The organism is Micromonospora vulcania, from assembly GCF_042658605.1.
Lineage (GTDB): Bacteria > Actinomycetota > Actinomycetes > Mycobacteriales > Micromonosporaceae > Micromonospora > Micromonospora vulcania.
Window position 1 is genome coordinate 291851 of record NZ_JBHSQS010000008.1, and the last position, 13186, is coordinate 305036.

10 protein-coding genes are annotated in these 13186 nt (G+C 72.4%); 4 read left to right on the forward strand and 6 right to left on the reverse strand.

Features of this window, described 5'->3' with window-relative positions:
* The first annotated feature begins 140 nt into the window (after positions 1-140).
* On the forward strand, positions 141-2360 hold the full coding sequence (locus ACFQGL_RS16340) for an MMPL family transporter (RefSeq protein ID WP_377512462.1): 2220 nt from the start codon (positions 141-143) through the stop codon (positions 2358-2360).
* A gap of 184 nt (positions 2361-2544) precedes the next feature.
* Here ACFQGL_RS16340 and ACFQGL_RS16345 read toward each other — a convergent pair whose 3' ends face one another.
* Together ACFQGL_RS16345 and ACFQGL_RS16350 are read right to left on the reverse strand one after the other, a co-directional pair.
* Positions 2545-3387 (reverse strand): endo alpha-1,4 polygalactosaminidase, encoded by an 843-nt coding sequence (locus ACFQGL_RS16345; RefSeq protein ID WP_377512465.1) that lies wholly within the window; start codon positions 3385-3387, stop codon positions 2545-2547.
* Between the two features lie 119 nt (positions 3388-3506).
* Positions 3507-4715 carry a CAP domain-containing protein gene (locus ACFQGL_RS16350; protein ID WP_377512468.1) on the reverse strand — a complete coding sequence of 403 codons (1209 nt, stop codon included), beginning with the start codon at positions 4713-4715 and terminating at the stop codon, positions 3507-3509.
* Between the two features lie 371 nt (positions 4716-5086).
* Between ACFQGL_RS16350 and ACFQGL_RS16355 the strand changes: the two genes are divergently transcribed.
* From ACFQGL_RS16355 to ACFQGL_RS16365, 3 genes are all read left to right on the forward strand, one after another.
* On the forward strand, positions 5087-5281 hold the full coding sequence (locus ACFQGL_RS16355; protein ID WP_007456482.1) for a hypothetical protein: 195 nt from the start codon (positions 5087-5089) through the stop codon (positions 5279-5281).
* Between the two features lie 370 nt (positions 5282-5651).
* Complete coding sequence (gene smc, locus ACFQGL_RS16360) at positions 5652-9266, forward strand: chromosome segregation protein SMC (protein WP_377512471.1); 3615 nt, start codon at positions 5652-5654, stop codon at positions 9264-9266.
* On the forward strand, positions 9266-9886 hold the full coding sequence (locus ACFQGL_RS16365) for an HAD family hydrolase (RefSeq protein ID WP_377512474.1): 621 nt from the start codon (positions 9266-9268) through the stop codon (positions 9884-9886). The genes smc and ACFQGL_RS16365 overlap by 1 nt, the downstream gene beginning before the upstream one ends.
* A 7-nt stretch (positions 9887-9893) precedes the next feature.
* On the opposite strand, the gene ACFQGL_RS16370 is transcribed toward ACFQGL_RS16365, so the two are convergent.
* The 4 genes from ACFQGL_RS16370 to ACFQGL_RS16385 form a co-directional block, all read right to left on the reverse strand.
* A complete protein-coding gene (locus ACFQGL_RS16370) occupies positions 9894-10415 on the reverse strand; it encodes a DinB family protein (protein WP_377512477.1) in 522 nt (173 codons plus the stop codon).
* 61 nt (positions 10416-10476) lie between these two features.
* Entirely contained in the window at positions 10477-10971 is a 495-nt protein-coding gene (locus ACFQGL_RS16375; protein ID WP_377512480.1) for a universal stress protein, read from the reverse strand.
* Positions 10972-10982: 11 nt separating this feature from the next.
* The gene (locus ACFQGL_RS16380; RefSeq protein ID WP_377512483.1) at positions 10983-12602 is read right to left on the reverse strand and encodes an MDR family MFS transporter; all 1620 of its coding nucleotides are present in this window, start codon (positions 12600-12602) and stop codon (positions 10983-10985) included.
* Positions 12603-12738: 136 nt separating this feature from the next.
* Complete coding sequence (locus tag ACFQGL_RS16385) at positions 12739-13179, reverse strand: MarR family winged helix-turn-helix transcriptional regulator (protein WP_377512487.1); 441 nt, start codon at positions 13177-13179, stop codon at positions 12739-12741.
* Between the last annotated feature and the right edge of the window lie 7 nt (positions 13180-13186).

The window sequence follows — 13186 nt, forward strand, 5'->3', positions numbered from 1 at the left end:
ACCGGTGTCGCCGAACGGACCCGTCACCCCGGATGAGCGGGATCCGGGGACGGCCGGGGCCGATCCCCGATGTGACCGCCTCGTCACGTCCCTAGCGTCAGCACCGTTGACAGGGGGCTGACGTGACAGGGGGACACGAGATGAAGGCAAGACCGGTGACGGTACGGATGGCGCGGTGGAGCGCCGAGCACCCGTGGCGGGCGGTCGCGCTGTGGGCCGTGTTCGTGGCGGTGTGCTTCCTCGGTGGCAACGCCGCCGGTCTCAACGAGGCGACCAGCGGCGACCAGGCGATCGGCGAGGCGGGCCGGGCCGGTCTGATCGTGGACGCCGGCAGCTTCGACGACAAGGCCGTGGAGAACGTCCTGATCACCTCCCGGGGTGGCGCACTTGATCCGGCGGCGGCGAAGGCGGCGGCCGACGACGCGGCGGCCCGGCTGCGTACCGTCGCCGGGGTTGCCGAGGTCGGCCCACCGATCACCGCTCGGGACGGTTCGGCCCTGCTGCTGCCGATCACCATGTCCGGCGACCCGGACACCGCCTCGGAGCGGGTGCAGCCGCTGCGCGACGCCACCGCCACCGTGCAGGCCGCGCATCCGCAGTTGCGCGTCGAGCAGGTCGGCGGGCCGTCGATCGGCCAGGCCCTCGACGACACCCTGGGCAAGGACTTCAAGCGGGCCGAACTGCTCAGCCTGCCGGTCACCCTGGCCATCCTGATCATCGCGTTCGGTGCGCTGATCGCCGCCAGTGTGCCGGTGCTGCTGGCGCTCTCGTCGGTCGCCGCCGCGATGGGTCTGTCCACCATCGCCTCGCACCTGGTGCCGGCCACCGACACCACGTCACCCGTGATCCTGCTGATCGGCATGGCGGTCGGGGTGGACTACTCGCTCTTCTACGTCCGGCGGGAACGCGAGGAGCGCGCCAAGGGACGCTCCGGTCTGGACGCGGTCGAGATCGCCGCGGAGACCTCCGGGCACGCCGTGGTGGTCTCCGGCTTCGCCGTGATCATCTCGATGGCCGGCCTGCTGCTCGCCGGAGACGTGGTCTTCTCGTCCCTCGCCGTCGGCTCGATCCTGGTGGTCGCGGTCGCGGTGATCGGCTCGCTGACCGTGCTACCGGCCCTGCTGGCCAAGCTCGGCCGCTGGGTCGACCGGCCCCGGGTGCCGCTGCTGTGGCGGCTCACCGCTCCGCGTACCGGCCGGCACGGCGAGCCGCGCACGCCGCGCTTCTGGCCGGCGGTGCTCCGGCCCGCCCTGCGCGCACCGGTGCCGACCCTGGTCATCTCGGTCGGGCTGCTGCTGGCGCTGGCCGCGCCCGCGCTCGGCATGAAGCTGAAGTTCCCCGGCATGGAGGACCTGCCGCGCACCACCCCGGCCATGCAGGCGTACGACCGGCTCACCACCGCCTTCCCGAGCACCGGCACCAACCACGTGGTGGCCGTACGGGCGCCCGCCGAGCAGGCCGACCGGGTCCACGCGGCGCTGACCGACCTGGCCGCCCGGACCGCCGCCGACCCGCTCTTCGCCCCGGCGGAGGCGGACGGCCCGAAGATCGAGGTGTCGGCCGACCGGCGGGTGTCGGTGCTGGACGTCGCCACCCCGTACGCGAGCCGCGACGACCGGTCGGTGCGGTCACTGGAGAAGCTGCGCACGGATCTGGTCCCGGCCGAACTGCGGGGCATCCCCGGGATCGAGTACGCGGTCGGCGGTGGGGTGGCCGACAGCCAGGACTACGCGCAGCACGTACGCGACAAGTTGCCGCTGGTGATGGGCTTCGTCCTGGTGCTCACGTTCCTGGTCATGGTGCTGACCTTCCGGTCGGTGGTGGTGGCGGCCAGCGCGATCTTGCTGAACCTGCTCTCCGCCGGGGCCGCGTACGGGCTGCTGGTGTTGATCTTCCAGGGTGGCTGGGCGGAGGGGCCGCTCAACTTCACCTCGATGGGCGCGATCGTGTCCTGGCTGCCGCTGTTCCTCTTCGTGGTGCTGTTCGGCCTCTCCATGGACTACCACGTCTTCGTGGTCAGCCGGATCCGTGAGGGCATCCGCGCCGGCATGGCCAACCGGGACGCGGTGGCGTACGGCATCACCTCGTCGGCCGGCGTGGTGACCAGTGCGGCGATCGTGATGGTCGGGGTGTTCTCGATCTTCGCCACCCTGAGCACCATCGACATGAAGCAGCTCGGCATCGGCCTGGCGGCGGCGATCCTGCTGGACGCCACGATCATCCGGGGTGTGGTGCTCCCGGCGCTGATGACCACGCTCGGCGACGCCAACTGGTGGGCCCCGCGCTTCCTGCGCCAACGCCCGACCCCAACCCCCGCCGACCCCCCAACCCCAGCCCCAGAACTAGTACCAGTGCCCTAACCCCCTCCCCTCCCTCTCCCCGCGTCCCGTCCCTCCCCCCGCCCCCTCTCCCCGTCGATCTAGGGCAAATCGCTGCTAGTTGACCTCTGTCAACAACGATTCGCCCTAGATCGACGGGGGCGGGGCGTGGGGGCGCGGGGCGTGGGGCGTGGGGCGTGGGGGTGGGCGGGGCGCGGGGTAGGGGTTAGGGGAGGGGGCAGGGTACTCGCCAGGCGTTCAGCGTCGATTCCTTGCGGATGGACGCGAAGCCGTAGCCGACGGTGGTGACGCAGAAGTCGTCGGTCGAGCCGGTGTACTCGACGTGGAACACGGGTTTGTCGGCGTCGGCGAACGGCAGCAGCTTGGCGCACTGCCGCAGTCGGACGCACTCCTCGTTGACCGCGAAGTCGAAGTCCGGCGCCAGGGCGGCGAGCTGTGGCACGTCGTTGACCAGCCCGGGGGAGAGGTCCAGCGACCGGGCCAACTCGGCCAGCCGACGGTTGAACAGCAGTTGGTCGTCGAAGTCGAGGGGGAAACCGGTGCGCTGCGCGTACCCGTCCGCGTCGGCGAGCGCCACCGCACCGAATCCCTTGCCCCGGCAGAGCCGGAACCGGTCGGCCAGCACCGGCTCCAGGACGCCCCAGGCCCGGACGTCCAGCCACCGGCTCTGCGGCCGTCGGCCGGTGGCGCCCTGGGTTGCGGCCGGGTAGCGGCTGGCGTCCGGGTCGGTCGACCGTACCGAGCCGACGTACACCTGGCAGATCAGCCGGCGGTCCTTCGCGCGCAGTTCGGCGGTCTGGGCGGCGGTGGTGGCCACCGGGTCGAGCAGGAAGACGTTGGCGGCCACCGTCGGATCGAGCGGGCCACTGAGCTGCCACTGCCACTGCCAGTGGCGGGCCTGCTCGGCCGGCCACGCGGTGGGCGCGCCGGAGGGGCTCAGATCAACCCGGCAGGCGTACGCCGGGAGCACCAGGACCAGTACGACGCCGGCCGACAGGACGCGGCGCAGCGGACGTACGACGGCGCGTCGCCGCAGCCGGATCCGCATCGGCAGCTCCCGGGGTCCGGGCGGCCGGTCGCCGCCCCACCGGTACGCCGTCGCCCCCACGCTCCGGCCCGACGTACCTCATCGGGTCAAACGAGCGCGGGGGCGTGGACGACGCGCGGTCAGCGCGGCGCGGCGAAGACCTGCGTCCAGTACGGTCCGTTGCTGCTGGCGATGCCGACGCCGATCTCGGTGAACGCGCAGTTCAGGATGTTGGCCCGGTGGCCGGAGCTGTTCATCCAGGCGTCCATCACGGCGGCCGGGGTCTTCTGGTTCCAGGCCACGTTCTCGCCGTAGGTGCGCCAGGCGTAGCCGACGCGGTCCAGCCGTACGCCGCTGTCGCTGCCGTCGCTGCCGGTGTGCGACATGTTCTGGTGGTCGGCCTGATCCTGGCTGTGCCGCTGGGCGGCGGTCATCAGCTTGGTGTTGATGGTGAGCGCCTTGCAGCCGGCCTTGGCCCGCTCGGCGTTGACCAGGTCCACCACCTCGCGGGCCTGGGCGCTGACGCTGCCGCTGGAGCCCGAGCCGGTGGTGCTCGGCGAGCTGCTGCTGCGTCGGGCGCTGCCCCGCGACGCGGCGGTGGTGCTCGACGACGCCGGGGTGGGCTTGACGACCTTGCTCGGCGACGGGCTCGGCCGGGTCGGGCTGGGCGTGGCGGTCGGGGAGGGCGCGACCAGGTTGTCGGCCGACGGCTGCTCGGTCGGTACCGCCGGCGCGGCGGCGATGGTGTCGTCGACGGCGGTCGGCTCGCCGGCCCCGCCGCCTCCGCCCGGCATCGCGAGCGCGCCGACGCCGAAGCTCACCACGAGGGTGGCCGCCGCGGCGGCGCCGCCGATCATCAGTGGGCGGCGCCAGCGCCGCGGGGAGCGGTGCCGCCCCTCGCCGGGGCGACCCGCAGCGGCCGCGCCGGTCCGCCAGCCGTCGGTGGTCTCGGCGTCGGCGTCGGTCCGCCAGTCGCCGGTGGCCTGGGCGTCGGTCTCGGTCCGCCGGCCGTCGTTGGCCTGGGCGTCGGCGTCGGTCCGCCAGCCGCCGGTGGTCTCCTCGGCCGGGCCGCTGCCGTGCCAGCCGTCGGTCGGCCCGTTACCCGGCCGGTAGGGCGGCCAGGCGGCGGTGTGTCCGTCGACCGGGTGGCCGGGGGAGGTCGGTTCCGGCTGCCAGTGGGCGGTGGGCTGGGTCTGGTGCCACTCGTCGGCCGGCTGGTCGGGGTCGTCCCCGAACAGGTAGGCCGAGCGGGGCTCGGGGCGGTCACGCAGCCAGTCCGGCTCGTCGGTCGGCCGCTCGGCGCGCCGGTGGGCGTCGTTCGGGTCCATCGGGTCGGTCCAGCCGTACACGGCTCTGCCTCCACGGGGTTGGTTGCTGGCCCGGGTGACGCTACGACCAGCCCGTGACCTGCGGCAACGTGGCTAAGGAAGAGTTAAGGGGAAGTCGGACGCCAGGGTGCGGACTTCCGCAGATCCCGGCGTACAGTAAGGGGGTCCGGACAGAGAGTGTCCGTGCCTTGTGGCAGCCCCCAGCCAAGTGGACAGGTCGACGTGGAGATGATCTACGGCCTGCGAGAACTTGACGAAGGAGGGGTTTGCGGCTCAATATATAGGTGTCGCCAGTCGCGCCCGGTCATGCCCAGATACAGCTGGAATGACAGCCGCGTACAAATGGGCGCGCGTTGGCCGGCCTTTCCGGCAGCGCATATCAAGGAGTCAGCATGGCGAAGGCCCTCTATGGCCACGTAGGTGCAGCGCCCGACCGGCGTCTGCTCGACGAGGTCACCCGACTGCGTGCCAGGGTTCAGGCACTGGAGTTCGAGATCACGCGTCTGCGTGCCGACAACGATCGGCTCGCGGCGGCTGCGGCGGAGGCGGACGACCTGCTCCGTCTGGCCGAGCCGGCGCTGACCTGATCTTCCGGGTCGGAAAACTGAATCGCACCACCGCAAAAATGCGCGCCGACACCTCTGTGCCGGCGCGCAACGCTGTCCGGCCCCTTTCGTGGCCGTCGATTTATGATCTTGCGTTGGGTGGAGTCGGAAGGGCATCGGCGGATTCCGGAAACGTGCCGACCGATAAGCCGATCATGAACGGTCTTTGCCTTACTCGTTGCCAGCGGAACAACAGCGCGACCGACCCACGGTCGCGGCCCGCACTCCCGCCCGGCGCGCCCGGGATGCGGGTCGCGTGCCAGCCCGCCCCCACCATCGGGTTAGTCTGCGGGTTCACCCAGGTCCGCGCAGCCGGCGACGGTACGGCGGCCACCGGACGAGGATCGAGAAGGTGTATCTCAAGAGTCTGACGGTGCGGGGCTTCAAGTCTTTCGCCTCCGCCACGACGTTGAAGCTGGAGCCCGGGATCACCTGCGTGGTCGGCCCGAACGGCTCCGGCAAGTCCAACGTCGTCGACGCCATCGCCTGGGTGCTCGGCGAGCAGGGGGCCAAGGCGCTGCGCGGCGGCAAGATGGAGGACGTCATCTTCGCCGGCACCGCCGGCCGGGCGCCCCTGGGCCGTGCCGAGGTCACCCTCACCATCGACAACACCGACGGCGCGCTGCCGATCGAGTACACCGAGGTCTCCATCACCCGCCGGATGTTCCGTTCGGGTGAGAGCGAGTACGAGATCAACGGCAACTCCTGCCGACTGCTGGACATCCAGGAGCTGCTGTCCGACTCCGGCATCGGCCGGGAGATGCACATCATCGTCGGCCAGGGCCGGCTCGACGGCATGCTGCACGCCAAGCCGGAGGACCGCCGGGCGTTCATCGAGGAGGCCGCGGGCGTCCTCAAGCACCGCAAGCGCAAGGAAAAGGCGCTGCGCAAGCTCGACGCGATGCAGGTGAACCTCAACCGGGTGACCGACCTCACCGCCGAGCTGCGCCGCCAGCTCAAGCCATTGGGCCGGCAGGCGGAGGTGGCCCGGCGTGCCGCCGCCATCCAGGCCAACCTGCGCGACGCCCGGCTGCGGCTGCTCGCCGACGACCTGGCCACCCTGCGGACCACCCTCGACCGGGAGATCGCCGACGAGACCGCGCTGCGGGAACGGCGCGTGCAGGTCGAGGCCGAGCACGCCGAGGTGCAGGGTCGGCTCGGTGAGTTGGAGGCCGCGCTGGCCGAGGACGCTCCGCTGCTCGCCGCCGCCCAGGACACCTGGTACAAGCTCTCCGCCCTGCAGGAGCGGTTCCGCTCGATCGAACAGCTGGCCCGGGAGCGACTGCGGCATCTGAGCGCCACCGGCGACGACGAGCGGACCGGCCGCGACCCCGACCAGCTGGAGGCCGAGGCCGAACGGGTCCGCGAGCAGGAGGAAGAGCTGCGCGCGGCGCTCACCGACGATCAGATCCGGCTGGCCGAGGCGGTGGAGCACCGCCAGGAGCTGGAACGGCAGCTCGCCGCCGCCGAGCGGGAGCTGGTCGCCGCCGCCAAGGCCATCGCCGATCGACGCGAGGGGATGGCCCGGCTCACCGGCCAGGTCAACTCGGCCCGTGCCCGGACCACCAGCGCCGGCGAGGAGATCGAACGGCTCGCCGTCGCGCACGCCGACGCGCTGGGCCGCGCCGAGCAGGCGCAGGCCGACCTGGACGCGGTGGCCGCGCAGTCCACCGAGGCGGACCGGGACAACGCCGATCTGGACGCCCGGCACGCCGAGGCGGTCGCCGGGCAGGACCGGGTGCAGGCCACGGTCCGGTCGCTTGCCGACGCCGAGCGGGCGGCGGAGAAGGACGCGGCCACCTGGAAGGCCCGGGAGGAGGCGCTCGCCCTGGGTCTGCGGCGCAAGGACGGTTCCGGCGCGCTGCTCGCCCGCGCCGGCGAGGTGCCCGGCCTGCTCGGCAGCCTCGCCGGGCTGCTCACCGTCGCACCCGGGCACGAGGCCGCGCTGGCCGCCGCGCTCGGCGGTCTCGCCGACGCGGTCGCGATCAGCGGGGTGGACGAGGCCGTCGAGGCGATGCGGCTGCTGAAGATCTCCGACGCTGGTCGTGCCGGCCTGCTGGTCGGCAGCCCGGCCGGGCCCGGCATGACGGGTTCCGCCGACGCGCTGCGCCCGAAGGTGCCGGACGGCGCCCGCTGGGCACCGGACCTGGTGGAGTGCGGTGCGGAGCTGCGCCCGGCCGTGCACCGGGCGCTGCGCGACGTGGTGCTCGTCGACGATCTCGCCGCCGCGGCCGAGTTGGTCGCCGCAAACCCGGAGCTGCGGGCGGTCACCCCGGACGGTGACGTGGTCGGGGCGTACGCGGCGGCCGGCGGGTCGGCCAAGGCGCCCAGTTACATCGAGGTGCAGGCCGCCGTCGAGGAGGCGCGTACGAACCGGCTCGCCGCCGAGCGCGCCGGGGCCGAGCTGCGCGACCAACTCGTCGAGGCGCGCGCCGAGGTGGCCGCCGCCAAGGAGGCCGTGCAGCACGCCGCCGCCGAGAAGCGCGAAGCCGAGAGCCACCGCAACGCCGCCGCCCGCCGGCTGGCCGAACTGGGCGCGGCGGCCCGTTCGGCGAAGGCGGAGACCGACCGGCTCGGCGAGTCCCGGGCCCGCGCCGAGGCGGCCCGACAGCGGGACCTCACGGCACTCGCCGAGTTGGAGGAGCGGCTGCGGCTGGCCGAGGAGACCCCGGTCGACGCCGAGCCGTCCGCCGAGGAGCGGGACCAACTCGCCGCCATGGTGCCGCAGTCCCGGCAGAACGAGATGGAGGTCCGGCTCGCCGTGCGTACCGCCGAGGAGCGGGTCTCCTCGATCGCCGGGCGGGCCGACTCGCTGGCCCGGCAGGCGGCCGCGGAGCGGGCCGCCCGCGAACGCATCGCGGCCCGGCTGGCCGCGCGGACCCGGGGCGCGGGCATCGCCCGGGCCGTCGCGGCCGGCGCCCGGGAGGCGCTGGCCCGGCTCACCACCTCGATCGCGGCGGCCGAGGAGCACCGCGACGCGGTCGCCCGGGAACGCGCCGCGCGTGAGGCCGAGCTCCAGGAGGTACGCGGTGCCGCCAAGCGGCTCGGCGCGGAGCTGGAGCGGCTGACCAGCCAGGTGCACCGGGACGAGGTGGCCCGTGCCGAACAGCGGCTGCGCATCGAGCAGTTGGAGGCGAAGGCGGCCGAGGACTTCGGGCTGGACGTGGAGACCCTGGTCGCCGAGTACGGCCCCGCCCAACTGGTCCCGCCCACCCAGGCCGACGTCGCGATCGCCGAACGAGACGGCCTTCCGGTGCCCGAGCCGGTCCGTTACGAGCGGCCGGTGCAGGAGAAGCGGGCCGCCAAGGCGGAACGCGAGTTGGCCCTGCTCGGCAAGGTCAACCCGCTCGCCCTGGAGGAGTTCGCCGCGCTGGAGGAGCGTTACAAGTTCCTGTCCGAGCAGTTGGAGGACCTCAAGGCCACCCGTCGGGACCTGCTCACCGTGGTCAAGGACGTGGACGACCGGATCCTGGAGGTCTTCGCCAGCGCATTCGAGGACACCGCCCGGGAGTTCGAGCAGGTGTTCACCGTGCTCTTCCCCGGCGGCGAGGGACGGCTGATCCTCACCGACCCCGACGACCTGCTCACCACCGGCGTCGAGGTGGAGGCCCGCCCGCCGGGCAAGAAGATCAAGAGGCTCTCCCTGCTCTCGGGTGGCGAGCGGTCGCTGACCGCGGTGGCCATGCTGGTGGCGATCTTCCGCGCCAGACCCAGCCCGTTCTACATCATGGACGAGGTGGAGGCGGCCCTGGACGACGTGAACCTGGGCCGGCTGATCACGTTGCTGGCACAGTTGCGGGAGAAGAGCCAGCTGATCGTCATCACGCATCAGAAGCGGACGATGGAGATCGCGGACGCGCTCTACGGCGTGACCATGCGTAGCGGGGTCACCCAGGTGATCAGTCAGAGGCTCAACCGGGCCGACGGGGACGAGCAGCGGCAGGGCCGCGGCGAGGAGAACGGGTAGTGGCTCGGGAACGCGCGACGGCGCTCCTGCTGGATCTGGACGGCGTGCTGCGCCGGTTCGACCCGGCGGTCGCCGCCGGGGTGGAGCGGGAGTACGGCCTCGCCGACGGGGTGCTCACCGAGATCGCCATGCAGTGGGGCCGGCTCCAGCCGGTGCTCACCGGCCAGGTCAACCATGCCGAATGGGTGAGCAGCGTGGCCGACGCGCTGGCCGAGCCGGCCGGAGGCCCGGAGCGGGCCCGTGCGGCGGTGGAGCAGTGGCAGCGCTACCGCGGCGAGGTGGACACCGAGGTGCTCGACGTCGTCCGGGAGGTACGCGCCGCCGGGATCAAGGTCGGTCTGGCCACCAACGCCACCGACCTGCTCGACGCCGACCTGGCCGCACTCGGGCTGACCGACGAGCTGGACGTGGTGGTGAACTCCTCGACGCTCGGCGTGCACAAGCCGGCCCCGGAATACTTCCAGGCCGCCTGCGTGGCGCTGGCCACCCCGCCGGCCCGGGTCCTGTTCGTCGACGACGAGGACTGGGCCGTACGGGGTGCGCGCTCCGCCGGGCTGTCGGCGCACCGCTGGGGCGGCCACGCCGACCTGCGCTACCTGCGGGCTGCACTGGCCCACTGAGCGCGGGTCACTCGCCGGTGACGCCGTCGATGCGTTCCCGGATCAGGTCGGCGTGGCCGTTGTGCCGGGCGTACTCCTCGATCATGTGCACGTACACCCAGCGCAGGTTGAAGGTGCGCTTCTTCGCGCCCACCTCGGTGAACGTCTCGTCGAGCGAGTGGCCGGCCGCGGCCTCCCGGGCCAGCGCCACCTCGCGATGGAAGATGGCGAAGTCGGCCTCGGCGTCGGCGGTGCTCACGTCGTGGTCGGCGTCCGGGTTCTCCGGGGTGAAGTACGGGTAGTCGACCCGCTCCCCGGCGAAGTTCTCCCGGAACCACCAGGCCTCCACCTCGGCCAGGTGCCGGACAAGTCCGAGCAGCGTCAGCCCGGACGGCTCCACGCTGGGCGTACGCAACTGGGCCTCGGTCAGCCCGGCGCACTTGAGCAGCAACGTCTGACGGTGGTAGTCGAGCCAGCCTTCGAGCATGGTGCGCTCGTCGCCGACGTAGGGCTCGTTGGTCCGGGTGATCCCCGGCGCGATCCAGGTCATGCGGCGCATCCTGCCCGGCACCCCGGACACTCCGCGACGGGTTATCCGCGCACCCGGGCCCTCACGGGACCACCACGACCGGCCAGCGGCCGGTACGGACCAGGCGGGTGGCGACCGAGCCGACCAGCCGGTGACCGGCCTGCTCGGAGGCCCCCACCACCACCATGTCGGCCTGGAACTCGTCGGCCGCGGTGCACAGCTCGGCGTACGCGTCGCCGCGGCGGCACAGGAAGGTCAGCGGAATGCCCCACTCCTCGGCCCCGCGTCGGCACTCCCGGCGCAGCTCGTCGGCCAACTCGTCGTGGGTGCGCTGAACCGCGCCGGCGTCCATCCCGGGCACCAGGGCGGTCAGCCCGCTCGCCGAGCTGACGAAGACCACCACCAGGGCGGCGCCCTGCCGGCGGGCGAGGCCGGTGGCGTACGAGCCGGCCCGCTCGGAGGTGCGGGTGCCGTCCACGCCGGCCAGCACCACCCGAGGGCCGTCCGTGCCGCGCTCGAAGGGCAGCGGACGGGTCCTCGGGCCGTACTCCTCGCGGTCCGGTGCTCCCACGCTCATGGCTGGCTACCTCACCTCTGCTCGCCGGTACGGATCACGGCGGCGCCGGCGCCGGCCGCGACGGTTGACTCCCGCTCGACCTCGTCGGCGACCGCGCTGCCGTTGTGCTGCCGCAGCGGCACCTCCTTGATGAAGGTCACCGCGATCAGCGCGATCAGCGCGAAGGGCGTGGCCGCCAGGAAGATGTCGCCGGCACCGTGGCCGTACGCGCCCTCGACCACGGCACGCAGAGGGCCGGGCAGGGTGTGCACGTCGGGCAGGGTGCCGCCGCCGCTCGAGCTGGCCGTGGGTACGCCGAGCTGGGCCAGCCCGTCGGCGGTGTAGGCCTTGACCTTGTGGGCGAGGACCGCGCCGAGCGCGGCGACGCCGATCGCGCCGCCGAGGCTGCGGAAGAACGCCACGACCGAGCTGGCCGCGCCGAGTTCGTGCGGGCCGACGGTGTTCTGCACGGCGAGGACCAGGTTCTGCATGGTCAGGCCGAGGCCGACGCCGACCAGCGCCATGTAGACGCTGAGCAGGGTGAAGCTGGTGTCCGCGCGGAGTGTGCCCATCAGTGCGAAGCCGACCGTGAGCAGCACCGAGCCGCTCACCAGGAACCCCTTCCAGCGGCCGGTCTTGGTGATGATCCGCCCGCCCACGGTGGAGGCGACCAGCAGTCCGAGGATCATCGGCAGGGTCATCAGGCCGGACATGGTCGGGCTCTGGCCGCGGCTGATCTGGAAGTACTGGCCCAGGAAGATCGACGCACCGAACATGCCCACGCCGACCGCGATGCTGGCGACGACGGCCAGCGTGATGGTGCGGTTGCGGAACAGCCGTGGCGGGATCATCGGCTCGGCGGCCCGGGTCTCCACCCGGATCGCCAGCGCACCGAGGACGAGGGCGCCGAGCACCATGACGACGGTCTGCCAGGAGAGCCAGGCGAACTGGTCGCCGGCGAGCGAGACCCAGATCAGCAGCACCGAGACGGCCGCCGTGATCAGCGTGGCGCCCCACCAGTCGATCTGCGCCTTCCGCTTCACCACCGGCAGGTGCAGGGTCTTCTGGAGGACGACCAGCGCGGCGATGGCGAACGGCACACCGACGTAGAAGCACCAGCGCCAGCCGAGCCAGGAGGTGTCCACGATCACGCCGCCGATCAGCGGGCCGCCGATGGTGCCGACGGCCATCACTGCGCCGAGGTAGCCGCTGTAGCGGCCCCGCTCGCGCGGCGCGATCATCGTGGCCATGATGACCTGGGCCAGCGCGGTGAGGCCGCCGGCGCCGATGCCCTGGAGCACCCGGCAGGCGATCAGCTCACCGGTGCCCTGCGCGGCACCGGCCAGCACCGAGCCCAGCACGTAGATCCCCAGGGCGATCTGGACGAGCGTCTTCTTGCTGGTCAGGTCGGCGAGCTTGCCCCAGATCGGGGTGGTCGCGGTGGTCGCGAGCAGGGCCGAGGTGACCACCCAGGTGTACGCGGACTGGCCGCCGTGCAGTTCGGTGATGATCCGCGGCAGCGCGTTCGAGATGACCGTGGAGGAGAGGATCGCGACGAACAGACCCAGCAGCAGACCGGAGAGTGCCTCCATGATCTGCCGGTGGGTCATGTCGACGCCGGTCGGCCGAGGGGGCGCTGTCGCCTGAGTCATCGTTGTTGCCTCCGAAAGGTGCAAGGGCGGCGCTTGTCACGCATGGCCGCCTGAGAGTTGCTCGGGGCAACCGTATGCCCTTGGTTGCCCAAAGCAACAACGTGCTGGACCACTGGGACATTCCCCACGTCGACGGTCACGTCCAGGAGTCGTTGAAGCGGCCGAGCAGCCGGGCGAACTCCTCGACGTCCCGGGTCGGCCAGCCGTCCAGGGCACGCAGGAACTCACGCAGCCGGCCGGACCGTGCCACGTCGAACCTGCGCTGGCCCTCCTCGGTGAGGCTGATCTGAGCGGCCCGCCGGTCGCTCGGATCGGGGTCACGGTGCACCAGGCCGAGAGCCTCCAGCCCGTTGATCTGCCGGCTCAACGTCCCCTTGCCCACCCCGAGCCGCGCCGCCAGCTCGGTCAGCCGGATCGACCCACTCCGGCGCAGCCAGAGCAGCAGCCCGTAGGTGTTCGGTTCGAGGGTCGGGTGCACCTCGCGGGCGATCTCCCAGGACACCGCCCGCCCACGACGCAGCAAAGCGGTCAACTCGTGCTCGACCGCCCGAATCGGCTCCGGCAGGTGCTCGTCCACGGCGTAG

What these genes read in the sequence shown, in the direction of transcription:
- ACFQGL_RS16340 (WP_377512462.1), top strand. Translation starts at nt 141, where the DNA reads ATGAAGGCAAGACCGGTGACGGTACGGATGGCGCGGTGGAGCGCCGAG.
- ACFQGL_RS16355 (WP_007456482.1), top strand. Translation starts at nt 5,087, where the DNA reads ATGGCGAAGGCCCTCTATGGCCACGTAGGTGCAGCGCCCGACCGGCGT.
- ACFQGL_RS16380 (WP_377512483.1), bottom strand. Translation starts at nt 12,602, where the DNA reads ATGACTCAGGCGACAGCGCCCCCTCGGCCGACCGGCGTCGACATGACC.
- ACFQGL_RS16345 (WP_377512465.1), bottom strand. Translation starts at nt 3,387, where the DNA reads ATGCGGATCCGGCTGCGGCGACGCGCCGTCGTACGTCCGCTGCGCCGC.
- ACFQGL_RS16375 (WP_377512480.1), bottom strand. Translation starts at nt 10,971, where the DNA reads ATGAGCGTGGGAGCACCGGACCGCGAGGAGTACGGCCCGAGGACCCGT.
- ACFQGL_RS16370 (WP_377512477.1), bottom strand. Translation starts at nt 10,415, where the DNA reads ATGACCTGGATCGCGCCGGGGATCACCCGGACCAACGAGCCCTACGTC.